The 21,654-nt window shown below is 68.6% G+C and carries 20 protein-coding genes; 11 read left to right on the top strand and 9 right to left on the bottom strand.

Annotated elements, in window-relative coordinates:
- Window positions 1-19: 19 nt before the first annotated feature.
- Both GFK26_RS31835 and GFK26_RS31830 read left to right on the top strand, forming a co-directional pair.
- Window positions 20-1,189: a BMP family ABC transporter substrate-binding protein gene (locus GFK26_RS31835; protein WP_101492674.1), complete on the top strand. Its 1,170-nt coding sequence runs from the start codon at window positions 20-22 to the stop codon at window positions 1,187-1,189.
- Between the two features lie 85 nt (window positions 1,190-1,274).
- On the top strand, window positions 1,275-1,652 hold the full coding sequence (locus GFK26_RS31830) for a hypothetical protein (protein WP_153285483.1): 378 nt from the start codon (window positions 1,275-1,277) through the stop codon (window positions 1,650-1,652).
- A gap of 6 nt (window positions 1,653-1,658) precedes the next feature.
- Here GFK26_RS31830 and GFK26_RS31825 read toward each other — a convergent pair whose 3' ends face one another.
- The 3 genes from GFK26_RS31825 to fabA all read right to left on the bottom strand — a co-directional run bounded on the left by GFK26_RS31825 (window position 1,659) and on the right by fabA (window position 3,911).
- Window positions 1,659-2,060 carry a nuclear transport factor 2 family protein gene (locus tag GFK26_RS31825; RefSeq protein ID WP_153285482.1) on the bottom strand — a complete coding sequence of 134 codons (402 nt, stop codon included), beginning with the start codon at window positions 2,058-2,060 and terminating at the stop codon, window positions 1,659-1,661.
- A 104-nt stretch (window positions 2,061-2,164) separates the two neighbouring features.
- Window positions 2,165-3,385 carry a beta-ketoacyl-ACP synthase I gene (gene fabB, locus GFK26_RS31820; protein ID WP_153285481.1) on the bottom strand — a complete coding sequence of 407 codons (1,221 nt, stop codon included), beginning with the start codon at window positions 3,383-3,385 and terminating at the stop codon, window positions 2,165-2,167.
- A 10-nt stretch (window positions 3,386-3,395) separates the two neighbouring features.
- Complete coding sequence (fabA, locus tag GFK26_RS31815) at window positions 3,396-3,911, bottom strand: 3-hydroxyacyl-[acyl-carrier-protein] dehydratase FabA (RefSeq protein ID WP_056574156.1); 516 nt, start codon at window positions 3,909-3,911, stop codon at window positions 3,396-3,398.
- Between the two features lie 232 nt (window positions 3,912-4,143).
- On the opposite strand from fabA, the gene GFK26_RS31810 reads away from it, so the two are divergent.
- Window positions 4,144-5,211: an adenosine deaminase gene (locus GFK26_RS31810; protein WP_153285480.1), complete on the top strand. Its 1,068-nt coding sequence runs from the start codon at window positions 4,144-4,146 to the stop codon at window positions 5,209-5,211.
- On the opposite strand, the gene GFK26_RS31805 is transcribed toward GFK26_RS31810, so the two are convergent.
- Window positions 5,172-6,464 (bottom strand): MFS transporter, encoded by a 1,293-nt coding sequence (locus tag GFK26_RS31805; protein WP_153285479.1) that lies wholly within the window; start codon window positions 6,462-6,464, stop codon window positions 5,172-5,174. The genes GFK26_RS31810 and GFK26_RS31805 overlap by 40 nt on opposite strands.
- Before the next feature lie 104 nt (window positions 6,465-6,568).
- Between GFK26_RS31805 and GFK26_RS31800 the strand changes: the two genes are divergently transcribed.
- From GFK26_RS31800 to GFK26_RS31765, 8 genes are all read left to right on the top strand, one after another.
- Window positions 6,569-7,522, top strand: coding sequence for a LysR substrate-binding domain-containing protein (locus tag GFK26_RS31800; RefSeq protein WP_153285478.1), 954 nt, complete (start codon window positions 6,569-6,571; stop codon window positions 7,520-7,522).
- Window positions 7,523-7,616: 94 nt separating this feature from the next.
- Window positions 7,617-8,426 (top strand): helix-turn-helix domain-containing protein, encoded by an 810-nt coding sequence (locus GFK26_RS31795; protein ID WP_153285477.1) that lies wholly within the window; start codon window positions 7,617-7,619, stop codon window positions 8,424-8,426.
- A gap of 95 nt (window positions 8,427-8,521) precedes the next feature.
- On the top strand, window positions 8,522-11,059 hold the full coding sequence (locus GFK26_RS31790; protein ID WP_153285476.1) for a penicillin acylase family protein: 2,538 nt from the start codon (window positions 8,522-8,524) through the stop codon (window positions 11,057-11,059).
- Between the two features lie 108 nt (window positions 11,060-11,167).
- Window positions 11,168-12,283 carry a BMP family ABC transporter substrate-binding protein gene (locus tag GFK26_RS31785; RefSeq protein ID WP_153285475.1) on the top strand — a complete coding sequence of 372 codons (1,116 nt, stop codon included), beginning with the start codon at window positions 11,168-11,170 and terminating at the stop codon, window positions 12,281-12,283.
- 105 nt (window positions 12,284-12,388) lie between these two features.
- Window positions 12,389-13,675, top strand: a complete 1,287-nt coding sequence (guaD, locus tag GFK26_RS31780) for a guanine deaminase (protein ID WP_153285474.1) — start codon at window positions 12,389-12,391, stop codon at window positions 13,673-13,675.
- 80 nt (window positions 13,676-13,755) lie between these two features.
- Window positions 13,756-14,322: a dCTP deaminase gene (gene dcd / locus GFK26_RS31775; RefSeq protein ID WP_153285473.1), complete on the top strand. Its 567-nt coding sequence runs from the start codon at window positions 13,756-13,758 to the stop codon at window positions 14,320-14,322.
- 122 nt (window positions 14,323-14,444) lie between these two features.
- A complete protein-coding gene (locus tag GFK26_RS31770) occupies window positions 14,445-15,338 on the top strand; it encodes a neutral zinc metallopeptidase (RefSeq protein ID WP_153285472.1) in 894 nt (297 codons plus the stop codon).
- A 130-nt stretch (window positions 15,339-15,468) separates the two neighbouring features.
- Window positions 15,469-16,944: a DEAD/DEAH box helicase gene (locus tag GFK26_RS31765; protein WP_153285471.1), complete on the top strand. Its 1,476-nt coding sequence runs from the start codon at window positions 15,469-15,471 to the stop codon at window positions 16,942-16,944.
- Between the two features lie 70 nt (window positions 16,945-17,014).
- On the opposite strand, the gene GFK26_RS31760 is transcribed toward GFK26_RS31765, so the two are convergent.
- Genes GFK26_RS31760 through GFK26_RS31740 form a run of 5 tightly spaced genes read right to left on the bottom strand, consistent with a single transcriptional unit; the run spans window position 17,015 to window position 21,642 of the window.
- A complete protein-coding gene (locus GFK26_RS31760) occupies window positions 17,015-18,655 on the bottom strand; it encodes a rhodanese-related sulfurtransferase (protein WP_153285470.1) in 1,641 nt (546 codons plus the stop codon).
- A complete protein-coding gene (locus GFK26_RS31755) occupies window positions 18,652-19,251 on the bottom strand; it encodes a cysteine dioxygenase (protein WP_153285469.1) in 600 nt (199 codons plus the stop codon). Before GFK26_RS31755 ends, GFK26_RS31760 begins: the two co-directional genes overlap by 4 nt.
- Window positions 19,248-20,219, bottom strand: a complete 972-nt coding sequence (locus tag GFK26_RS31750; protein ID WP_153285468.1) for an ABC transporter substrate-binding protein — start codon at window positions 20,217-20,219, stop codon at window positions 19,248-19,250. The genes GFK26_RS31755 and GFK26_RS31750 overlap by 4 nt, the downstream gene beginning before the upstream one ends.
- A complete protein-coding gene (locus GFK26_RS31745) occupies window positions 20,216-21,448 on the bottom strand; it encodes an acyl-CoA dehydrogenase family protein (protein WP_153285467.1) in 1,233 nt (410 codons plus the stop codon). The genes GFK26_RS31750 and GFK26_RS31745 overlap by 4 nt, the downstream gene beginning before the upstream one ends.
- Window positions 21,445-21,642, bottom strand: coding sequence for a hypothetical protein (locus tag GFK26_RS31740; RefSeq protein WP_153285466.1), 198 nt, complete (start codon window positions 21,640-21,642; stop codon window positions 21,445-21,447). Before GFK26_RS31740 ends, GFK26_RS31745 begins: the two co-directional genes overlap by 4 nt.
- Window positions 21,643-21,654: the final 12 nt, after the last annotated feature.

Here is a 21,654-nt window from a genome sequence, read left to right as displayed (position 1 = left end):
CTTCTGAGGATTTTCGACAATGAATGATCTGAACAAGCGTTCCCTGCTCAAGCTCGCGGCACTCACCGCGGTGGCTTCGGCGGCCCTCATCGGCTGCGGCAAGAAGGAAGAGGCGGCCGCTCCCGCTGCACCGCCGGCACCGGCGCCCGCAGCCGCTCCGGCCCCTGCACCGGCCGCTCCGCTGAACATCGCTTTCGCCTATGTCGGCCCCGTGGGCGACGGCGGCTGGTCGTTCGCGCACGACAACGCACGCAAGGCGCTCGAGAAGGAATTCGGCGACAAGATCAAGACCACTTTTGTCGAAAGCGTGCCCGAGTCGGCCGACGCCGAGCGCGTGTTCCGCGACTTCGTGGGCCAGGGCAACAAGCTGATCTTCGGCACCACCTTCGGCTACATGGAACCCATGCTCAAGGTCGCCAACGACAGCAAGGACGTGAAGTTCGAGCATGCCACCGGCTACAAGACCGCCGAGAACATGCGCACCTACGACAGCCGCACCTACGAAGGCGCGTACATGGCCGGCGTGATCGCCGGTTCGATGACCAAGAGCAACACGCTGGGCGTGGTCGGCTCGGTGCCGATTCCCGAAGTGCTGCGCAACATCAACAGCTTCACGCTGGGCGCGCAGTCGGTCAACCCGAAGATCACGACCAAGGTCGTGTGGGTGAACGAGTGGTTCAGCCCGCCCAAGGAAACCGAAGCCGCCACCGCCCTCATCAACGGCGGCGCCGACGTGCTGTTCCAGAACACCGACTCGCCGGCCGTGCTGAAGACCGCCCAAGAGAAGGGCAAGCGCGCCTTCGGCTGGGACTCCGACATGACCGCCTACGGCCCGAAGGCCCACCTGGGCTCGGCCATCATCAACTGGGCGCCGTACTACATCAAGACCACGCAAGACGCGCTGGACGGCAAGTGGGCCACCGGCCAGACCTGGTGGGGCGTGAAGGAAGGCGCGATCGACATCGTCTCGATCGCCGAAGACGTGCCGGCCGAAACCAAGGCCAAGGTCGACGAAATCAAGAAGGGCCTGAAGGACGGCAGCTTCTCGATCTGGAAGGGCCCGATCGTCGGCCAGGACGGCAAGGAGCTGATCGCCAAGGACGCGGTCGCCGACGACAAGTTCCTGTCGGGCGTCAACTTCTACGTCAAGGGCGTCGAAGGCAAGGTGCCGGGCGGCGACAAGAAGTAATCATTGGATCGATCGCTTCGGCGATTGCCACGAGAAGGGTCGTCTGCGGACGGCCCTTTTTTCATTCGGACAAGAGGTTCATCTCATGAAGCTGCAAGGAGTCATGGCCGCAGGTGCGGCACTGCTGGCCGTGTCGATGTCGTTCGCCGCACCGCCGACGTTCTCGAAAGACGAGCAGCGCTTGCGCAAGGCTGTGGACGATGCGGAAATGTGCTTTCACTTCGCCGGCGAATTCAATGGCGACGGGTCGGCGCACGACAAGGAAGTGGCGCGCCAGCAGCGCCAGCATTGCGGCAAGGAAGGCCAGCAGCTGGTGCTGCGCGCCTACCGCAAGAACCCGCAGGATGCGCGGCTTTACCCGGCGGTGCTGCGGCTGGACGGGTTGATGCCGGGGTTCACGTTGCCCGTGCCCGAGAAAGCACGGCTGTGTGCCGTGGCCAAGACGGAACTGGCCTGCCCCTGAGCGGGCTCAGGCTTGCGGGGCAGCCGCCTGCAACTGCGCCGCCATCTTCTGGTGGATCAGGTTCACTGCCTTCAGCGGGCGCAGCATCACCTTGAACTCGGTGATCTGCCCGTCGGCGTTCCACTTCATCATGTCGACGCCGTTGATGGCGATGCCGTCCAGCTCGAGTTCGAACTCGAGCACCGCATCGTTCGGGCCCTGGAGCTCACGCACGTAGCGGAAGCTCTCGTTGAAGAAGACCTGGAACGCCGCGGCGAGGTACTGCTGGGTGATGGCCTTGCCGACCTGCGGCCGGTGCACCACGGGCGACAGGAAGACGGCGTCGTCGGCCAGCAGGGCATCGAGCCCCGCGACGTCGCGTGACTTGACGAGCCGGTGCCAGGTGGAAAGGGTGTTGTCGATCGCCATGGGTCTGTCTCCTCGCGCGGTGGATGGAAGCACGGAAAACCCAGTCTAGCGAAGCACCTGCGGGCCCATCGTCGCAAGCGCGACGGGGCCGGCAGGCGTTCTTCTTACGCGTCCTTCCAGCGCTTGAGCACCAGCGTGGCGTTGGTGCCGCCGAAGCCGAAGCTGTTACTCATCACGGTGTCGACGGTGGCGTTCTCGCGCGTCGCGGTGAGGATCGGCATGTCGGCCACTTCGGGGTCGAGCGCTTCGATGTTGGCGGAGCCGGCCATGAAGTTGCCTTCCATCATCAGCAGGCAGTAGATCGCCTCGTGCACGCCGGCGGCGCCCAGCGAGTGGCCCGACAGGCTCTTGGTGGAGCTGATGGCCGGCGCCTTGTCGCCGAAGACCTCGCGCACGCCCTTCATTTCCATGGCGTCGCCGACGGGCGTCGAGGTGCCGTGGGTGTTGAGGTAATCGATGGGCGTGTCGACGGTGGACATGGCCATCTGCATGCAGCGCACGGCGCCTTCGCCACTGGGCGCGACCATGTCGTAGCCGTCGGAGGTGGCGCCGTAGCCGACGATTTCGGCGTAGATTTTTGCGCCGCGTGCCAGTGCGTGGTCGAGCGCCTCGACCACCACCATGCCGCCGCCGCCGGCGATGACGAAACCGTCGCGCCCGGCGTCGTAGGCGCGCGAGGCCTTTTCGGGCGTGTCGTTGTACTTGGTGGACAGCGCGCCCATGGCGTCGAACAGGAACGACTGGGTCCAGTGCTCTTCTTCACCGCCGCCGGCGAACACGATGTCCTGCTTGCCCATCTGGATCTGCTCCATGGCGTTGCCGATGCAGTGCGCGCTGGTGGCGCAGGCCGACGCGATGGAGTAGTTCAGGCCCTTGATCTTGAAGGGCGTGGCCAGGCAGGCGGACACGGTGCTGCTCATGGTCCGCGTCACGCGGTAGGGGCCGACGCGCTTGACGCCCTTTTCGCGCAGCAGGTCGAGCGCTTCCATCTGGTTCAGCGTGGAGGCGCCGCCCGAGCCGGCGATGAGGCCGGTGCGCGGGTTGGACACCTGCTCCTCGGTCAGGCCGGCATCGGCAATGGCGTCCTTCATGGCCAGGTAGGCATACGCCGCCGCGTGGCCGACGAAGCGATACAGCTTGCGGTCGATGAGGTCTTCGAGGGGAAGGTCGATGGAGCCGGCCACCTGGCTGCGCAGGCCCATCTCGGCATAGGCCGGCTGGAACCGGATGCCGGGGCGGCTGGCGCGCAGGTTGGCGGAGACGGTCTCCTTGTCGTTGCCCAGGCACGAAACGATGCCCAGACCGGTGATGACGACGCGTCGCATGGCGAAACCCTCAGAAGTTGTCGGTGGAAGTGAATACGCCGACCCGCAGGCCCTCGGCGGTGTAGATCTGGCGGCCGTCGACGCTCACCGAGCCGTCGGCGATGGCCAGGTTGAGCTTGCCCTTGAGCACGCGCTTGATCTGGATGCTGTAGGTGACGAGCTTGGCGGTCGGCAAGACCTGGCCCGTGAACTTCACTTCGCCCGAGCCCAGGGCGCGGCCGCGGCCCGGCAGGCCTTGCCAGCCAAGGAAGAAGCCGACCAGCTGCCACATGGCGTCCAGGCCCAGGCAGCCCGGCATGACCGGGTCGCCCTCGAAGTGGCAGGCGAAAAACCACAGGTCGGGCGTGATGTCGAGTTCGGCCGTGAGTTCGCCCTTGCCATAGGTGCCGCCCTCGGCGCTGATGTGGGTGATGCGGTCCACCATCAGCATGTTCGGGGCGGGCAGCTGTGCGTTGCCGGGGCCGAACAGTTCGCCGCGGCTGCAGCGCAGCAGGTCTTCGCGGGTGAAGGCGTTTTGTAGGGTCATGCGATTCGATCAAGGACGGCGCCAGGGCATAAAAGCACGCTGGGCGCGGATTGGAGGGAACACACCCGATGCCGGGCCTGCCGGGGTCCAAGCCTATCGCATCCTGCGCGGCCCGATTTGACCCAGATCAGTTTGGGGGAAAAGGGGTGGGCAGCGTATACGTTTTCGGAGATGCCGCGCAGGGTGTCTGCCCTTATGCTGTGCGCGATCACAACGTCGATTTCCCACGCCCATGACCGATTTCAGCCGCCCCCTGTTCGACCCGAGCTTCGCGCAGCGCATTCCCGCCGAACGCCTGCCCGAGCTGCTGCGCGCCATGCCCAAGGCCGAGCTGCACATGCACATCGAAGGCTCGCTCGAGCCCGAGCTGATCTTTGCGCTCGCGCAGCGAAACGGTGTCTCGATTCCGTATGCCAGCGTCGAAGAACTGCGCAAGGCCTACGCCTTCACCAACCTGCAGACCTTTCTGGACATCTACTACGCCGGCGCCAGCGTGCTGCTGAAAGAGCAGGACTTCTACGACATGGCCTGGGCCTACCTGGAGCGCGCCGCCGCCGACCATGTGGTGCACACCGAGATGTTCTTCGACCCGCAGACGCACACGGCGCGCGGCGTGGCGATGGACACGGTGGTCAACGGCCTGCACCGCGCCTGTGTCGATGCGCTGCCGAAGCTGGGCGTGAGCGCCTCGCTCATCCTGTGCTTCCTGCGCCACCTGAGCGAGGAAGAAGCCTTCGAGACGCTGGAGCAGGCACTGCCGTACCGCGACAAATTCATCGGCGTGGGGCTCGACTCGAGCGAGGTCGGCCACCCGCCCGAGAAGTTCGCGCGCGTGTTCGCGCGCTGCTGCGAGCTGGGCTTCCACCTCGTCGCACATGCGGGCGAAGAGGGCCCGCCGGCCTACGTGTGGAGCGCGCTCGACGTGCTGAAGGTCGAGCGCGTCGACCACGGCGTGCAGAGCGCCAAAGACCCGGCGCTGATGAAGCGGCTGGCGCAAGACCGCATTCCGCTCACCGTGTGCCCGCTGTCGAACCTCAAGCTGTGCGTGTTCCCCGACCTGTCGCAGCACAACCTCGGCGCGCTGCTCGAGACGGGGCTGGTCGCCACCGTCAATTCGGACGACCCGGCCTACTTCGGCGGCTACATGAACCAGAACTTCACGCAGACCTTTGCAGCGACGGGGCTCGGCGTGCAGCAGGCCTGGCAGCTCGCGGCGAACAGCTTCGAGGGCAGCTTCATCGACGCGGCGGCCAAGCGCGCCTACGTCGACCGGCTCAACGCCGTCTTCGCGACCTTCTGATTCGCCACGGCGATCCGTGGCGCGAGCAACGGAACGGCCACCAGCGCACACGCACTGGCCGCCAGCCACACGAGCGGCCAGCCCTGCAGCGCCAGCAGGTGCGGAATCGAGAAGGGCGTGACGAAGCACACGAGGAACACGCTGGTGTTCGCCATGCCCAGCGCGGTGCCGGCGCGCGCCGCGCCGGCCAGCGTGGCCAGCTCGGTGTAGGCCACGCCGTGCCAAGCCGACACGCACACGCCGCTCACGGCCAGCAGCGCGATCAGCGCCCCGCGCAGCGCGGGTGATGGCGCCTCGGTGCCCGCCGCCATCACCAGCGCAGCCAGGCCCGCGAACAGCGCCACGCTGAGCGCGCTGCAGGCCCGCAGGTAGGCCGGGCGGTTGCGGCGGCGGTCGGTCCAGCGGCCGCTCCACACGCGCATCGCCATCGCGCCGATCTGCACGAAGACCATCGCGGCGGTGATCGTGCCCAGCCCCACATGGCCGAAGTCGTGCAGGAACACCGTGCCGAAGGAGAGCACCGCGAACTGCGGCGCGCACAGGATGCCGATGCCGGCCACGATGCGCCACACGCGCACATCGCGCAGCGGGCCGGACTTCGGCGCGGCAGCTTCTGCGTTTGCATGACGAGGCGCAATGGGCGGCTCGTGCACCCAGGCCCAGCTCATCGCCGCGCTCAGCGCGCACAGCAGCGCGAGCAGGCCGTACAGCGCGGCAAAGCCGAAGTGCAGGGCGACGAAAGGCAGCACCAGCGCACCGATGCCGCCGCCCAGCGGCACAGCGGTCTGTCGGATGCTCATGGCGAGGCCGCGCTCGCTGGCGTCGAACCAGGTCATCACCGCGCGCCCGCTGGCGCCGTTCACGCTGCCGCCGAGCAGACCGACCAGCAGCAGCCCCGCACCGAGCACGCCAAGGCCGGGAATGTGGCCGTGCCCAGGCGCAGCCCACAGCGCCATCGCCACCAGCGCGATCGCCGTGCTGCCGAGCCCGGCCAGCAGCACGGGCCGGTCGCCCCAGCGGTCGGTCAGCAGGCCCCAGGGCAGCTCGCTCACGGCGATGCCCAGGCCCATGAGGCCGAGCACCAGGCCGAGCGCGGCGTTGTCGAGCTGGTAGCCGGTGCGCATGAGCACGGCGGTCATGGGGATGCCGCTGAAGGCGACCGAGAAGGCCGCGTTGGCGGCCACGCCGGCGGAGAGCACCTTCCAGCGGTGGCGGGGTGAAAACGCGGGGGAAGAAACGGTCGAATGTGTCATGTTGCGGCGCAGTGTCCGCCGCCGCAAAGGTTTTGAAAATCAGAAAATAATGGGTGAATCGTCCCGAAATTCAGGACGATGAAAGAACCGACGCAAGGACTGCAATGACCCAGGTGATGTTCGATCTCGACGTGCTGCGCACCTTCTCCACCGGCATGGCGCTCGGCAGCTATGCGCGCGCGGCCGACAAGCTGGGCCGCTCGACCTCGGCCGTGAGCGCGCAGCTCAAGAAGCTGGAGGCGCAGGCCGGCACCGTGCTGTTCCGCAAGGAGGGCCGGGGCCTGGCGCTCACCGATGCCGGCGAAACGCTGCTGGCCTACGCGCACCGCATGCTCGAACTCAACGACGAGGCCAGCGCCGCCCTGCGCGGCGTCGACCTGCAGGGCTGGGTGCGGCTGGGCCTGCAGGAAGACTTCGGCGAGACGCTGCTGCCCGCCGTGCTCGGCCGCTTTGCGCGCGCACACCCCAAGGTGCGCATCGAGGCCTGCGTGGCCCGCAGTGGCGAGCTGCGCGAGCGGCTCGAACTCGGCCAGCTCGACCTGGCACTCGCATGGGACGCGGGCGACCAGCCGCTGTCGCCGTATGCCGAGCGCGTGGCGCGGCTGCCGCTGCTGTGGATCGGCCCGACCGCGCCCGAGCGCGTCGATGCGCCCTGGTGGACCGAGCGCGAGCACCGCGCGGGCGTTCGCGCGGTCAAGAGCAAGGAGCCGCTGCCGCTCATCATGCTCGACGCCCCGTGCCCGCTGCGCGAGATCGTCATCACCGCGCTCGACCGCGCCGGCCTGCCGTGGCGCCGCGCCTTCGGAAGTGCCAGCCTGGCCGCGCTGTGGGCCGCGACCTCGGCCGGCCTGGGCCTGACCGTGCGCACGCCGTTCGGGCTGCCCTCGCATGTGCGCACGCTCGACCGCTCGGTGCTTTCGCTGCCGGCGTTGCCGCAGATCTCGCTCGTGCTGTACCGCGCGCAGGCCCGCGCCGAGGCGCCGGCGAGCCGGCTGGCCACGCTGCTGCTGGAGGCGGTGCGCCAGCACGCGCAGTTGCAGACGGTGCAGCCCCGCTGACCCCGCTGAGCGCGGGCCCTTGCCGGGGCCGTGGCCGCAATGCGTGAGAATCCGCCGCGAGACAAGCGCAAGAGACAAGACCAAGCGAGGCGGCATGACCATTACGCGGCACAACTCCCTGCACCTGTGGGACGACAGGTTCCTCTACATCACCCCGGCGATCCAGTCGGGACTCACGGCCCGTTCGTCGGCCACGCTGCTGGCGTCGGTGAGCGGCCGCCCCTTCACGCTCGAGGCGGTCGACGGTACGCGCGTGCGCTGCACCGCCGCGCTGGTGGCGCCGCATGTGTCGCGCCGCCTCGACGTCGACGGCTGCGGGCTGCTGTCGCTCAACCTCGACCCGGCCTCCAGCGCCTACCGCATGCTGTCGCGGCACATGGGCGGCCACGGCATCCAGCCGATCGATGCGCGCCGCTTCGGTCGCACGCGCGACGACTTCGAACCGGCGCAGCATGGCGCGCTGTCCGACCGGCGCCTGCAGAGGCTGAGTTCGACGCTGGTCACGTCGATCACCGAGAGCCCCGAGCTGAAGGCGGCCATCGACCCCCGCATCGAGCGTGTACTGCAGGCCATCCGCGCGCATGCGGGGCAGATTCCGCTGCGCGAGCTGTCGGCGCTCGCCTTCCTCTCGCCCGACCGGCTCACGCATCTGTTCGCGCAGCAGGTGGGCGTGTCGATCAAGCGCTATGCGCTGTGGACCAAGGTGCGCCGCACGGTGCAGCAGTTCACCGAACGCCGCCCGCTGACCGACGTGGCGCTGGTCAGCGGCTTCACCGACGCGGCGCACATGAGCCGCACCTTTCAGCGCTACTTCGGCCTGTCGCCGTCGTTCCTAGCGAACCAGGTGCGCGTGACGGCCGACGCGCACGCGTCGCACGCGTGGGGCGACGCGACCGTCCACTGAGTCTCCCGCAGGACAGCGGCTGCGTTCAAGCCGCAGCCGGTCTCCCTGCCTAAGCTGGCGGAGCTCCATCAAGAGAGCATCAACCGGAGACATCCATGAGACAGACATCCTCGCGCGGCGCCATGCCGCTGTCCCTGCTTGCGCTGGCCACGGCGGCCATGCTCACCGCCTGCGGCGGCGGTGGTGGAGGAGGGGGCGGCGGGTTCCCGTTCTTTCCCGGCGCCGGCAACCCGCCCACCAACCCACCGGCCGAAGGCACCTACAAGGCCGAGATCCGCCGCACCGCGATGGGCGTGCCGCACATCAAGGCCGACAACTGGCCCGGCGTGGGCTACGGCTACGGTTTTGCGCAGGCCGAAGACGACCTGTGCACGATGGCCGATTCGTTCCTGACCTACCGCGGCGAGCGTTCGCAGTACCTCGGCGGCGACGCGCAGCTCGTGGCCAGCAGCACCATCGCGCGGCCGAAGAACATCGACTCCGACTTCTTCCACAAGCAGGTGATCTCGGCCGATGTGCTCACGAAGATGATCGCGGCCCAGCCCGACAACCTGAAGCAACTGGTCGAGGGCTTCGCCGCCGGCTACAACCGCTACGTGCGCGACGTGAAGGCCAGCGGCACGGCGCACGAAGCCTGCCGCAGCGAAGCCTGGGTGAAGCCCATCACCGCCGAGGACATCTACCGCCGCATGTACGCGGCCAACCTCGCGGGTGGCTACAGCAACTTCTTGCCGAACATCGCCAATGCGATCGCACCCGCACCGGCAGCGCCCACCAAGATGGCCGCGCGCAGCGGCGCAAAGAAGGCCGCGCTGCAGCTGGCGGCGGTCAGCGTGCCCCTGCCCGAGCTGCAGGTCGGCGGCAAGGAGGGCGTGGGCAGCAACATGATCGGCTTCGGCACGGCCGCGACCGGTGACAGCAGTCCGCTGCTCTTCGGCAACCCGCACTGGTACTGGCGCGGGCCCGACCGCTTCTACCAGGCGCAACTCACGATCCCGGGCCAGCTCAACATCAGCGGCACCTCGTTCCTCGGCATCCCGGTGATCCTCATCGGCTTCAACGACAACATCGCGTGGAGTCACACGGTGTCGACCGCGCGGCGCTTCGGCTTCTACGAACTGAAACTCGCGGCGGGCGACCCGACCAGCTACATGCGCGACGGCAAGGCCGTGAAGATGCAGGCGCTGAACATCACCGTCAACGTGAAGCAGGCCGACGGCAGCGTGGCGCCGGTGACGCGCACGCTCTACAAGTCGGAGTACGGACCGATGGTCAACCTCACGGCCTTCGGTGCGCCGTTCGCCTGGAGCCAGACCACGGCCTTCGCGATCCGCGACATCAACGGCGAGAACTACCGCACCTTCAAGAACTGGCTGCGCTGGAACCAGGCCAAGTCGCTCGACGAGTTCATCGCCATCCAGCGCGAGGAAGCCGCCATTCCGTGGGTCAACACCGTGGCGGTAGGCCGCGGCGCGGCCAAGGCCTGGTATGCCGACATCGGCGCGATTCCCAACGTGTCGCCCACCCAGGTGGCCAGCTGCACGACGCCGCTGGGCACCGCGGCCGGCGGCTCGCTGCCGCGCGTGCCGTTCTTCGACGGCTCGAAGAGCGAGTGCGACTGGCAGACCGACGCCGACTCGGCGCAGAAGGGCGCCATCGGTGCGGCCCGCATGCCGAGCCTGCTGCGCGACGATTACGTGGCCAACATGAACGACAGCTACTGGCTGGCGAACCCGAAGGCGCCGCTCACCGGCTTCCCGGACATCATGGGGCCGGCCGGCACCGACCCCGTGACCTTCCGCACGCGACTGGGCAACCTCATGGCGCAGGGGCGCCTCGACGGCACCGACAACTACGCTGGCAAGGTGGCCACGTCCGACATCGTCAAGCAGATGGTGCTCAACAGCCGTGTGTTGACGGCCGAGCTGTTCAAGGACCAGGCGCTGGCCATGGTGTGCGCGACGGCGACGATCAGCGTGGCGACCGATCCGCAAGGCGGCGCAGCCATCGGACGCGATGTGGACACCGGGCCGGCCTGCGCGGCGCTGCGAACCTGGAACAACACCGGCGTGACCGGCGCGCGCGGCGCCCACATCTGGGACGAGTTCTGGAACCGTGCGGCGCTGCAGTCGTCGGCCACGCTCTACAACGTGCCGTTCAGCGCGAGCGATCCGATCCACACGCCACGCGATCTGAAGGCGGGCGCCGCGAGTGCTTTGCAGCAGGCCTTCGGCGCGGCTGTCGCACGCGTGGAGGCCAGCGGCTTCGCACTCGATGCGCAGCGCGGCGACTACCTGTTCGCCACCCGAGGCGGCCAGAAGATCCCGCTGTACGGCGGCTGCGGCGGCCCGGGCTACTTCACCATCGCGTGCTCGGAGAACCGTCTCGACAAGGGCGGCTACACCATGGACGGCAACCCGAACGGCAACAGCTACATGCAGATCGTGCGGTTCCCTGAAAGCGGCGTGGAAGCCCATACCTTCCTGACGTTCTCGCAGTCGGACGACCCGGCCTCGGCGCACAACGCCGACTACACCCGCGCCTACAGCGCCGGGAAGTGGCTCAAGGTGCCGTTCTCCGAAGCCGAGATCAAGGGCGACGCGGCCTACCGCAGCGCGGTGGTGAGCGAATAGGCCCTGCGCACGGCGCGCAGGCGGCGCCACACTAAAATCCCGACCCCGCATCAGGCGCCCCGGCCTGCGGCGGGGTTTGTCATTTCCGGGGCCATGTAGAGGACCACCATGTACAAAAACCTCGCGGGCCGCGCCGTTCTGGCGTGGGTGACCGCCTGTTTTTTATCCCCCGCCTTTTCACAGACCGCACCGCCGAAGCCGCCGCAGGCCAAGGACGCGCTGAAGGTCGGCTTTGTCTACGTCACGCCGGTCACCGATGCCGGCTGGGTGCGCCAGCATGAAGAGGGCCGCAAGGCCGTCGAGGCGGCGCTGGGCCCGCGCGTGAACACCACCTTCGTCGAGAACGTGCCCGAGGGCGCCGATGCCGAGCGCGTGATCCGCGACCTCGCGCAGCAGGGCAGCCAGCTGATCTTCACGCCCAGCTTCGGCTACATGGAGCCGACGCTGAAGGTCGCGAAGGACTTTCCCGGCGTGAAGTTCGAGTCGATCACCGGCTACAAGACCGCGCCCAATGTGGCGACCGCCAATGCCCGCTACTACGAGGGCCGCTACCTCGCGGGCATCGCGGCCGGGCGCATGACGAAGACGAACGTGGCCGGCTACGTGGCGGGCTTTCCGATTCCCGAGGTGCTGCAGGGCATCAACGCCTTCACGCTCGGCATGCGCTCGGTGAACCCGAAGGCCAAGGTGATCGTGGTGTGGCTCCACGCGTGGTTCGATCCGCCGAAGGAGCGCGACGCGGCGATGGCGCTGTTCAACCAGAACGCCGACGTGCTCGCCTTCCACACGGGCTCCACCGCCGTGATGGCCGCTGCGCAGGAGCGCGGCAAGATGGCTGTGGCGTATCACTCCGACATGCGCAAGATCGCGCCCGACGCGCAGATCGTCGCCGTCACGCACCAGTGGGGCGGCTACTACACGCAGCGCGCGAAGGCGGTGCTCGACGGCACCTGGAAGAGCGGCAACCTCTGGGGCGGCGTGAAGGAAGGAATGATCCGCGTCGGCGACTTCGGCACGAAGGTGCCGAAGGCCGTGCAGCAGGAGGTGTTGGCGCGCCAGCAGGACATCGCGGCGGGCAAGCTGCAGCCGTTCCGTGCGGTGGCGGGCGACGTGCGCGACAACGAAAGCCGCGTTGCGATCGCCAAGGGCGCGCAGCTGAGCGACGAGCAGATCCTGCAGATGAACTGGCTCGCCGAGGGCGTGCAGGGGCGGGTGAGCCGCTGAACGCCGCCCCCTGTCCCTGCGTCTGAAGAGTGCGTTCCGCGTATAGCACTCATACGCGCAGGGAAATTCCCGCCGTCCGGGGCTGGATTACCCTCCGCATCCACGATGAAAAAAGCCTACCGCGCCTCCCTCCTGCGATTCGATGCCGCCGGCCTGCCTGTCTTCGATGAAGACGGCCTGCTGGTCGTCGCCCCCGACAGCACCGGCCGCCAGCGCGTGCTCGACGCCGGCAGCCATGCCGACGTGTCGCAGCGCCATGCCGGCGCCCACACCACCCACCTGCCGGGCCGCATCCTCGCGCCGGGCTTCGTGGACATGCACGTGCACTACCCGCAGACCGACATCATCGGCGCGCCCGCCGCCGGCCTGCTGCCCTGGCTCGAGAACTACACCTTCCCGGCGGAAGCCAAGTTTGCCGACCCTGCGCATTCGCGCGTGGTGGCCGACGTGTTCTTCGACGAGCTGCTGCGCAACGGCGTGACCACCTCGCTGACCTTCGCGACCTCGCACGTCGCCTCGGTCGACGCCTTCTTCGAGAGCGCGCAGCGCCGCCAGTTGCGCATGATCACCGGCAAGGTGCTGCAGGACCGCAACTCGCCCGACGGCGTGCGCGACGACACCGAGCAGAGCCTGGTCGACACCGAGGCGCTGATCCGCAAGTGGCACAACGTCGACCGCCTGGGCTACGCCATCACGCCGCGCTTTGCGCCCACCAGCACCGACGCGCAGATGCGCGGTGCCGGCGAGCTGGCCGCAAAGTACGGCGACACCTGGATCCAATCGCACGTGGCTGAGAACCGCGACGAGGTGAAGTGGGCGCGCGAGCTGTACCCGAAGTCGCGCTCGTACCTCGACGTGTACGCCGACTTCGGCCTGCTGCGCGAACGCGCTGTGTACGCCCACTGCATCTACCTGGACGACACCGACCGTGCGCTCATGCACGAGACGAAGACGGCCGCCGCCGTGAGCCCCACGAGCAACCTGTTCCTGGGCAGCGGTTTCTTTGACTTCGGCGCGGCCGACCGCCTCGAGCAGCCGTACGGCCTGGCCAGCGACGTGGGCGGCGGCACCAGCTTCAGCCCCTTCCACACCATGCTGGCCGCCTACTACGTGGGCCGTGAAGGCCAGAGCAAGACCGGCCTGAGCATCGCGCCCTCGCGGCTGTGGTGGCACCACACCGGCGGCGCCGCGCGCTCGCTGGGGCTCGACGGCGTGGTCGGCAACCTGCAGCCGGGCTGCGAGGCCGACTTCCTGGTGCTGAACCCGTCCGCCACGCCGCTGCTGGCGCGCAAGACCTCGCTGGCCAACAACCTCGAAGAGCTGCTGTTCGCGATGATCGTGCTGGGCGACGACCGGCTGGTCGAGCGCACGGTGATTTCGCAGGCGGGCTGAACGGCGCCGGGGGGAGGGCGCGCAGGGCGCCATGCCACAATTCGGCCCCGATTCCCCCGCAGCAGCATCAGCGAGCGCATATGAGCATCAAGAGCGACAAATGGATCCGGCGCATGGCCGAAAACGAAGGAATGATCGACCCCTTCGAACCGGGCCAGGTGCGCGAGAGCAACGGTCACAAGATCATCAGCTACGGCACCTCGAGCTACGGCTACGACATCCGGTGCGCGCCTGAATTCAAGGTCTTCACCAACATCCACAGCACCGTGGTCGACCCGAAGAATTTCGACGAGAAGAGCTTCGTCGACATGCACGGCGACTACTGCATCATTCCGCCGAACAGCTTCGCGCTGGCACGCACGGTGGAGTACTTCCGCATCCCGCGCAACGTGCTCACCATCTGCCTGGGCAAGAGCACGTACGCGCGCTGCGGCATCATCGTCAACGTGACCCCGTTCGAGCCCGAATGGGAAGGCTACGTGACGCTGGAGTTCAGCAACACCACGCCGCTGCCCGCCAAGATCTACGCGGGCGAGGGCTGCGCACAGGTGCTGTTCTTCGAGAGCGACGAGGTCTGCGAAACCAGCTACAAGGACCGCGGCGGCAAGTACCAGGGCCAGCGCGGCGTCACGCTGCCCAAGACCTGACGCGCACTGACGCACTGATGCGCGCCTCCTGACCGCCGGTTACGCCACCGGCCGTCAGGCCAAGTACCATCCTGCGACGTTCCGGCAAATACGCCGATCAGCAAGCCGGCAAGGAGACTGCGATGAGATGGGAAGGCAACGAACAATCCGACAACGTCGAAGACCGCCGTGACGGTGGGGGCGGCGGTGGTGGTGGTGGCGGCGGCCTGTTTGGCGGCCGCAGCATCGGCATCGGCACCATCGCGGTCGCGCTCATCGCGGGCTGGGTCTTCGGCATCAATCCGCTCACCGTGCTGAGCCTGCTCAGCGGCGGTGGCAGTCCGGCCCAGGTGCAGCAACAGCAACAAGGCCCCGCGCCCAAGCCGCCCACCGGCGACCGCGAAGCGGCCTTCGTCTCGACCGTACTCAAGAACACCGAAGTGGTCTGGACCGATCTCTTCCGCAAGAACGGCGGCGCCTACCAGGCGCCCCGGCTCGTGCTGTTCCGCGGTGCCACGCCCACGGCCTGCGGCACCGGTCAATCGGCCATGGGGCCGTTCTACTGCCCGGGCGACAAGAAGGTCTACATCGACCTCGCGTTCTACGACACGCTCAAGAACCAGCTCGGCGCACCGGGCGAGTTTGCGCAGGCCTACGTCATTGCGCACGAGGTCGGCCATCACGTGCAGGACGAGCTCGGCATCACCGCCAAGGTCGACGGCATGCGCGGGCGCCTGAGCCAGTCGCAGAACAACGCCATCAGCGTGCGCGTCGAGCTGCAGGCCGACTGCTTCGCGGGCGTGTGGGCGCACCACTCGCAGGAGTCGAAGAAGTGGCTCGACCCGGGCGACATCGAGGCCGCCATGAACGCCGCGCAGAAGATCGGCGACGACGCCTTGCAGCGTTCCGCAGGCCGCGCCGTGGTGCCCGACAGCTTCACCCACGGCTCCAGCGCGCAGCGCCAACGGTGGTTCGGCACGGGCTATCAGACGGGTGAAATGAAGTCCTGCGACACCTTCAACGCGCGCAATCTGTAAAGATTGTGTCCTGAGGGCCCCGGATTCATTGGGTTTTTTGCTATTGAATAAATAGCAATTCGCGCTTTGCGGACGTTGTCGTTTCGTTGTCACTGCCGTTTTTTGCGGCAATGCGACAATAGAAGGCTCAATGACAATGTCCTTCTCCAATCTTTCGCTGGCAGAACCGCTGGCCCGCGCCGTGGCCGAAATGGGCTACGAGACCATGACGCCCATCCAGGCAGAGGCCATTCCGGTGGTGCTTTCAGGCCAGGACGTGATGGGTGCCGCGCAGACCGGCACCGGCAAGACGGCGGCGTTTTCGCTCCCCTTGCTCCAGCGCATGCTCAAGCACGAAAACGCCTCCACCTCGCCCGCGCGGCATCCGGTGCGTGCGCTGGTGCTGCTGCCCACGCGTGAACTGGCCGACCAGGTCGCGCAACAGGTCAAGCTGTACGCCAAGTACACCAACCTGCGCAGCACGGTCGTGTTCGGCGGCATCGACATGAAGCCGCAGACGCTGGAGCTGAAGAAGGGCGTCGAAGTGCTCGTGGCCACGCCGGGCCGGCTGCTCGATCACATCGAAGCCAAGAACGCGGTGCTCAACCAGGTCGAATACGTCGTGCTCGACGAAGCCGACCGCATGCTCGACATCGGTTTCCTGCCTGACCTGCAGCGCATCCTGAGCTACCTGCCCAAGCAGCGCACCACGCTGCTGTTCTCGGCCACCTTCTCGCCCGAGATCAAGCGGCTGGCCAGCAGCTACCTGCAGAACCCGGTCACCATCGAAGTGGCGCGGCCGAACGAAACGGCCTCCACCGTCGAACAGCACTTCTACAGCGTCTCCGACGACGACAAGCGCCGTGCGCTCAAGCAGATCGTCAAGCAGCGCGGCATCACGCAGGCCTTCGTGTTCGTCAACAGCAAGCTCGGCTGCGCGCGCCTCGCACGCTCGCTGGAGCGCGACGGTCTGCGTACCACCGCACTGCACGGCGACAAGAGCCAGGACGAACGCCTGAAGGCGCTCGCCTCGTTCAAGGCCGGCGAAGTCGACCTGCTGGTGTGCACCGACGTTGCGGCCCGCGGCCTCGACATCAAGGACGTGCCCGCCGTCTTCAACTTCGACATCCCGTTCAACGCCGAAGACTACGTGCACCGCATCGGCCGCACGGGCCGCGCCGGCGCCTCGGGCCTGGCCGTGAGCTTCGCCAGCGGCGGCAACGATGCGCGCCTGGTGGCCGACATCGAGAAGCTGATCAAGAAGAAGATCGAGCTCGAACCCGTCGAGTTCGAAGAAGACCGCCCGCGCGGTCGCATCAACGACGGACGCCGCCACTGGCGCGAAGAAGGCGAAGCCGGCGACGCACGCGACGTGCTCGACCAGCCGCGCGAACGCCGCGACGTGGAACCCCGTCGCAGCACGAGCGGCAGCGCTGGCGGCCGCCCGCACCGCGCACCGTCCGCACCGCGCGATCCGTTCTTCGACAAGCCCTACGAATCGGGCGAGCGCGAGGCCGCACCGGCCTGGGAAGCGTCGGCCAAGGCCTCGCCCGCACGCGGCATCTCGAGCAACATCAAGAGCAAGCGCAAGGTCGCGGCACTGTTCAAGGCGGCCGAGCCGGGTTGAACCCGGGGCTCGCACAGTGAAAGAAAAAACCGGGCAGTGCCCGGTTTTTTTTCGCCTGCGCTCTGCGCGCTCAGGCCACGCGAAAGTGGTGCGTGCCGTCGCGCCCCAGCTGTTCCACCAGCCCGTACTCCCAGTCCAGGTACGCCTGCATGGCCTCGGCGGGCGCGTCGGTGCCTTCGTAGGGCCGGCGGTAGCGGTCGGTGCGGGCGGTGGCCAGGCGGGTCTCGCCGGTCTCGGCTGGCAGTCCGGCGGCGAACCATGCGGTGTTGCCGCCCGTGAGCACCTGCACTTCCACATCGCGCTGGCCGCGTGCGTCGAGCAGGGCGCGCAGGTCCGCGGCGGCGTAGCGTGCGAGCAGGCTGCTGCCGCAGGTCAGGACGTAGCGCGGCGCGGACGGGATGGCCTTGTGGTCGATCGCCTGCGCGAGCTGCGCGCGGATCGCGTACCAGGCGCCGGGAATGTGGCGCTTCACGTAGTTGGCGCTCGTGGTCACGTCGATGACGGCGGTGGCGGGCTGCTGCTTCAGCAACTCGGCCAGCGCCTCGGGTGCGATCTCGGCGACCGTGGCCGCGACGGGCGGGTAGGCCGACGTCGGCGTGCCGGTCTCGCTGAGCGCGGCGGCCGGCGGCACCGCATCGGGCACGTACACCTCCCAGCCCATCTGCGCGAGCCATGACGCGCTCATCGAGGCGCGCACGCCGTCGTCGTCGGCCAGCACGATGCGTGCGCCGCGCACCGGCACCTGATGGTCGGTTTCTTGCACGAGCTGTCCCCCAGGCGCGCTCGCGAAGCCGGGCAGGTGGCCGGCCGTGTATTCCTCGGGCGTGCGCACGTCGAAGCGGTACACGGTGCGGCCTGGGGCTTCGAGCGTGTCGAGTGCGTCGAGGGCGATGCGGCGCACGCCCGCGGCGTCGGCCACGCGGCGCGCGTCGGCTTGTGCCTGTGCGCGGTTGGCTACCGACACTGCGGCCGGCGCCTGCCGGCCTGCACCGTGGTCGAGCACCTGGCCCGCGAGCTTCCAGCCGATGGTGCCGTTGCGCAAAGCCGCCACCGGGTTCGGGATGCCCGCATTCACGAGCGACTGCGTGCCGATGATGCTGCGCGTGCGGCCCGCGCAGTTCACGATCACGCGCGTGGCCGGGTCGGGCGCGAGTTCGCGCACGCGCAGCACCAGCTCCGCGCCGGGCACGCTGGTGGCCGAGGGGATGCTCATGGTCTGGTATTCGTCGAAGCGGCGCGCGTCGAGCACGACCACGTCGGCGCGGTTGTCGATGAGCGCCTTCACCTCGGGCGCCGACAGTGAAGGCGTGTGCCGCTTGTGTTCGACCAGTTCACCGAATGATTTGCTCGGCACGTTGACGTCGCGGAACAGCTCGCCGCCCGCCGCGCGCCAGCCTTCGAGGCCGCCGTCGAGCAGGTGCACGTTCGTGTAGCCGAGCGCGGCGAAGGTGCGTGCCGCGGCGGGCGCGAGATCGACGCCGCCGTGCGCGCCGTACAGCACGATGAAGGTGTCGCGCCGCGGAATGCGCCGCCACGCCTCGATCTCGATGCGCGACAGCGGCAGGTTGGCGGCCCACAGCGGGTGCTCCTGCGCGAACGGGTCTTCCTCGCGCAGGTCGAGCAGCGCGGTTTCTTCGCGCGCGATCAGCCGTTCGCGCAGCGTGGCGAAGGGCAGCAAGGGAAAAGAAGCGGTGATGGCAGTCGTCGTCATGCGGCAGTGTTTCGGAGTTCGGCGGAGCGGTCCCACAGGTTGGGCAGCAGCGTGTTGGAGTAGCCGGAGACGAAGGGCTTGCGCCCGCCTTCAGCCGGATAGGTGTGGCGGCGCACGGCGCCGATGTTGGCGCCGTACACGTGGATGCTGATCGACACCCGGTCGGCGTGCGCGTTGTGCACGCGGTGCAGGTCGCCCACGGTGGGCGACACGGCCTCGACATGGCCCGCGTCGAGCCGCACCGGCTCGCCCTGGGGCCGCGCGGTGCCGTCAGCATCGAGTGCGTAAGGCTGGCTGTACTCGGCGCCGCGCAGCATGCCGATGAGGCCCCACACCGTGTGGTCGTGGATCGGCGTGGCCTGGCCCGGTCCCCAGACAAAGCTCACGACCGAGAAGCGCTCGGTGCTGTCGGCGTGCAGCAGAAACTGCTGGTAGTAGGTCGGGTCGGCCACCGCGAAGGCGTCGGGCAGCCAGTCGTCGCGCGCCACCAGCGTGCGCAGCAGCGCACCGCCTTCGGACAGGATGCGCGGCTCGTCGGGCTGGCTGTCGAGCAGCCGGCCGAAGGCGCCGACGAAATCGCGCAGCGGAGCAATCATGCGGGGCGTTTCCAGAGTTGGGTGTCGGTAATGGCGCGCACGTCCACGCGCACAGGAAGGATACCGTCGCGCGCCGAGCGGTCGGCCACGGTCTGCAGCGCGACGATGTCCGCCTCGCTCACCGGACGTCCCGCCACCGAGGCGCGCGCCGTGATGAGGCGCGCCGACGCGATCGGCAGCCGCGTGAGCTGGCTGTACGCCTGCGCATACGCCTCGGGGTTGGCCAGCGCCCAGTCGCCCGCACGCGCGAGCCGGTCGAGAAACTGAACGATGGCCTCGCGCTTGGCCGCATCGGCCAGCGAATGCTCGCTCGCGGTGATGAAGCCCAGCGCCGTGTTGATGCCGCGCCCGTCGCGCAGGATGCGCCCGCCCTGCTGCAGCGCGATCGCGTAGTAGGGGTCGAAGATGGCCCAGGCGTCGATCTGTTTCGACGCGAACGCGGCCGCCGCGTCGGTGGGCAGCACGAACTTCACCGTGACCTCGTCGCGCCGCACGCCGGCCTCTTCGAGCGCGCCGTAGAGCTGGTACTGCGAGATGCTGCCGCGCGCCGACGAGACGATCACCGTCTTGCCGCGCAGGTCGGCCACGCTGCGCAGCGGCGAGTCGGGCTGCACCACGATGCCCAGCGACTCGGCCTTGCCGACGCGCGTGGCGACGATCTTCAGCGGCGTCTTGCCGACAGCCGCCGCGAGCACCGGCAGGTCGCCGGCCATCGCGGTGTCGACCGCGGCGCTGCGCTGCGCCTCGAACAGCGGCGCAGCGCCCTGGAAGTTGGCCCAGCGGTAGGCGAAGGGTGCGTCGTCGAGGGCCTTGGAGGCTTCGAACAGCGAACGCAGGCCGCCGGCCTGGTCGCCGAGCACCAGCGTGGCCTTGGGCTGCGCCACCGCACGCAGCGGGCTGGCCGCGGCCAGCGACAACGCGGCGCCCTGCGCAAGCCAGGCGCGGCGGGAGAGTTGCTGCGCGCTCATGCCGCACCTCCCAAAGCCTGCAACGCACGCTGGCCCGCCGCGACCAATATCGCGTCGTTCTGCGGGGTGTGGATGCGGCTGCACAGCACGTCGCGATAGTAGCGTTCGAGCGGGTTCTGGCGCGTGAGCCCGTGGTTGCCGCTCAGCTGCAGCGCCAGCTCGACCACGCGGATCGCGTGCGTGGTCACGGTGTGTTTGAGCAGGCCGCTGTCGGCGGCGGGCGGCGTGTGGCCGCTGTCGACCGCGGCGGCTGCGTCGTCGAGCAGCACGCGGTTGGTGCGCAGCAGCGCCTCGATCTCGCCCACCTGCTCCTGCACGCGCGGCAGGCTGGCCAGCGGCGCGCCGAGGCTGCCGGGCGCGCGCCGGTTCAAAAAGTCGACCAGCCAGTCGCGCGCGGCGCGTGCCACGGCGTCGTAGAGGCTGCCCAGCAGCACGACCATCCAGGCCTGCTGCGCCGCATGGGCGTCGATGTCGGTCTGGCTGCCGGCGCCGGGCGCCCAGTCGGCGGGCGCGCGCAGGTCGACGGCGTGGGCGGCGGCAATGGCGACGTCTTCGAACACCACCTCGTGGCTGCCCGAGGCGCGCAGGCCCAGGTGGTCCCAGCTCGCGATCACGCGGATGCCGGGCGCGTTGCGCGGCACGAGGAAGACGCCGGTGCGCGGCGCGGCCTCGTCGGTGCGCGCCCAGACCGCGAGCCACGACAGGCCCTCGATGCCGGTCGTGTAGAGCTTGTGGCCGTCGATGCGCCAGCCCTCGGGCGTGCGCCGCGCCACCGTGCCGGGCAGGCCGCCGCGCGCCGGCGAGCCCAGCGCGGGCTCCACGCGCAGCGCGTTGATGAGCGCGCCGTGCGCCACCGCATCGCGTGCCACGCGCTCGCGCAGGTGCGCGGGCCAGCGGCTCTCGCGGCGTGCGAGCGCCTGGTGCTGCAGGTAGGTCATGGTGAGGATCAGCGCGGTGGCAGGCTCGCCGCGCGCGACCGCCGCGATCACGCGGCGCGCCGTGGCCAGCGTGGCGCCACCGCCGCCGTATGCGGCGGGTGCGACGAGGCCGATGAGCCCGTGCGCCTGCAGCGCCTCGAAGTTCTGCCGCGGAAAGGCGCCGCTGCGGTCGTGGTCGGCCGCCGTGGACGCGAACTGGTCCGACAGGCGGGCCAGCACGGCAGGGTCGACGGAGGTCGGGGTGTCTGTGTCGGGAACGGCCGGCGTGCGGCGCAAGGGGAGTGCACTCATGGTGCCCGCACGGTAAAGGCCCACTGCCAGTGCGCGAAGGATGCATCGCGCATATCCAAATTCGTTTTTCTGCGTTCGTTTTCGGGGCCCGTCTCGGTACGGTCTCGCTTCTCCTCGAACGTGAGTGAAGAAGAAAGAACACAAGCCATGACTTCGAAAACCTGCTGCGGCTGCCCGCCGCCTGATCCCTTCATTCCATCCGCATC

The sequence above is a fragment of the Variovorax paradoxus genome (assembly GCF_009498455.1).
Lineage (GTDB): Bacteria > Pseudomonadota > Gammaproteobacteria > Burkholderiales > Burkholderiaceae_C > Variovorax > Variovorax paradoxus_H.
This window is presented reverse-complemented; position numbering and strand designations above follow the sequence as displayed.

Excerpts from the sequence above, each read along its gene's own strand:
- GFK26_RS31835 (WP_101492674.1), top strand. The coding sequence starts at position 20 with ATGAATGATCTGAACAAGCGTTCCCTGCTCAAGCTCGCGGCACTCACC.
- GFK26_RS31830 (WP_153285483.1), top strand. The coding sequence starts at position 1,275 with ATGAAGCTGCAAGGAGTCATGGCCGCAGGTGCGGCACTGCTGGCCGTG.
- GFK26_RS31825 (WP_153285482.1), bottom strand. The coding sequence starts at position 2,060 with ATGGCGATCGACAACACCCTTTCCACCTGGCACCGGCTCGTCAAGTCA.
- fabB (WP_153285481.1), bottom strand. The coding sequence starts at position 3,385 with ATGCGACGCGTCGTCATCACCGGTCTGGGCATCGTTTCGTGCCTGGGC.
- fabA (WP_056574156.1), bottom strand. The coding sequence starts at position 3,911 with ATGACCCTACAAAACGCCTTCACCCGCGAAGACCTGCTGCGCTGCAGC.
- GFK26_RS31810 (WP_153285480.1), top strand. The coding sequence starts at position 4,144 with ATGACCGATTTCAGCCGCCCCCTGTTCGACCCGAGCTTCGCGCAGCGC.
- GFK26_RS31805 (WP_153285479.1), bottom strand. The coding sequence starts at position 6,464 with ATGACACATTCGACCGTTTCTTCCCCCGCGTTTTCACCCCGCCACCGC.
- GFK26_RS31800 (WP_153285478.1), top strand. The coding sequence starts at position 6,569 with ATGACCCAGGTGATGTTCGATCTCGACGTGCTGCGCACCTTCTCCACC.
- GFK26_RS31795 (WP_153285477.1), top strand. The coding sequence starts at position 7,617 with ATGACCATTACGCGGCACAACTCCCTGCACCTGTGGGACGACAGGTTC.
- GFK26_RS31790 (WP_153285476.1), top strand. The coding sequence starts at position 8,522 with ATGAGACAGACATCCTCGCGCGGCGCCATGCCGCTGTCCCTGCTTGCG.
- GFK26_RS31785 (WP_153285475.1), top strand. The coding sequence starts at position 11,168 with ATGTACAAAAACCTCGCGGGCCGCGCCGTTCTGGCGTGGGTGACCGCC.
- guaD (WP_153285474.1), top strand. The coding sequence starts at position 12,389 with ATGAAAAAAGCCTACCGCGCCTCCCTCCTGCGATTCGATGCCGCCGGC.
- dcd (WP_153285473.1), top strand. The coding sequence starts at position 13,756 with ATGAGCATCAAGAGCGACAAATGGATCCGGCGCATGGCCGAAAACGAA.
- GFK26_RS31770 (WP_153285472.1), top strand. The coding sequence starts at position 14,445 with ATGAGATGGGAAGGCAACGAACAATCCGACAACGTCGAAGACCGCCGT.
- GFK26_RS31765 (WP_153285471.1), top strand. The coding sequence starts at position 15,469 with ATGACAATGTCCTTCTCCAATCTTTCGCTGGCAGAACCGCTGGCCCGC.
- GFK26_RS31760 (WP_153285470.1), bottom strand. The coding sequence starts at position 18,655 with ATGACGACGACTGCCATCACCGCTTCTTTTCCCTTGCTGCCCTTCGCC.
- GFK26_RS31755 (WP_153285469.1), bottom strand. The coding sequence starts at position 19,251 with ATGATTGCTCCGCTGCGCGATTTCGTCGGCGCCTTCGGCCGGCTGCTC.
- GFK26_RS31750 (WP_153285468.1), bottom strand. The coding sequence starts at position 20,219 with ATGAGCGCGCAGCAACTCTCCCGCCGCGCCTGGCTTGCGCAGGGCGCC.
- GFK26_RS31745 (WP_153285467.1), bottom strand. The coding sequence starts at position 21,448 with ATGAGTGCACTCCCCTTGCGCCGCACGCCGGCCGTTCCCGACACAGAC.
- GFK26_RS31740 (WP_153285466.1), bottom strand. The coding sequence starts at position 21,642 with ATGAAGGGATCAGGCGGCGGGCAGCCGCAGCAGGTTTTCGAAGTCATG.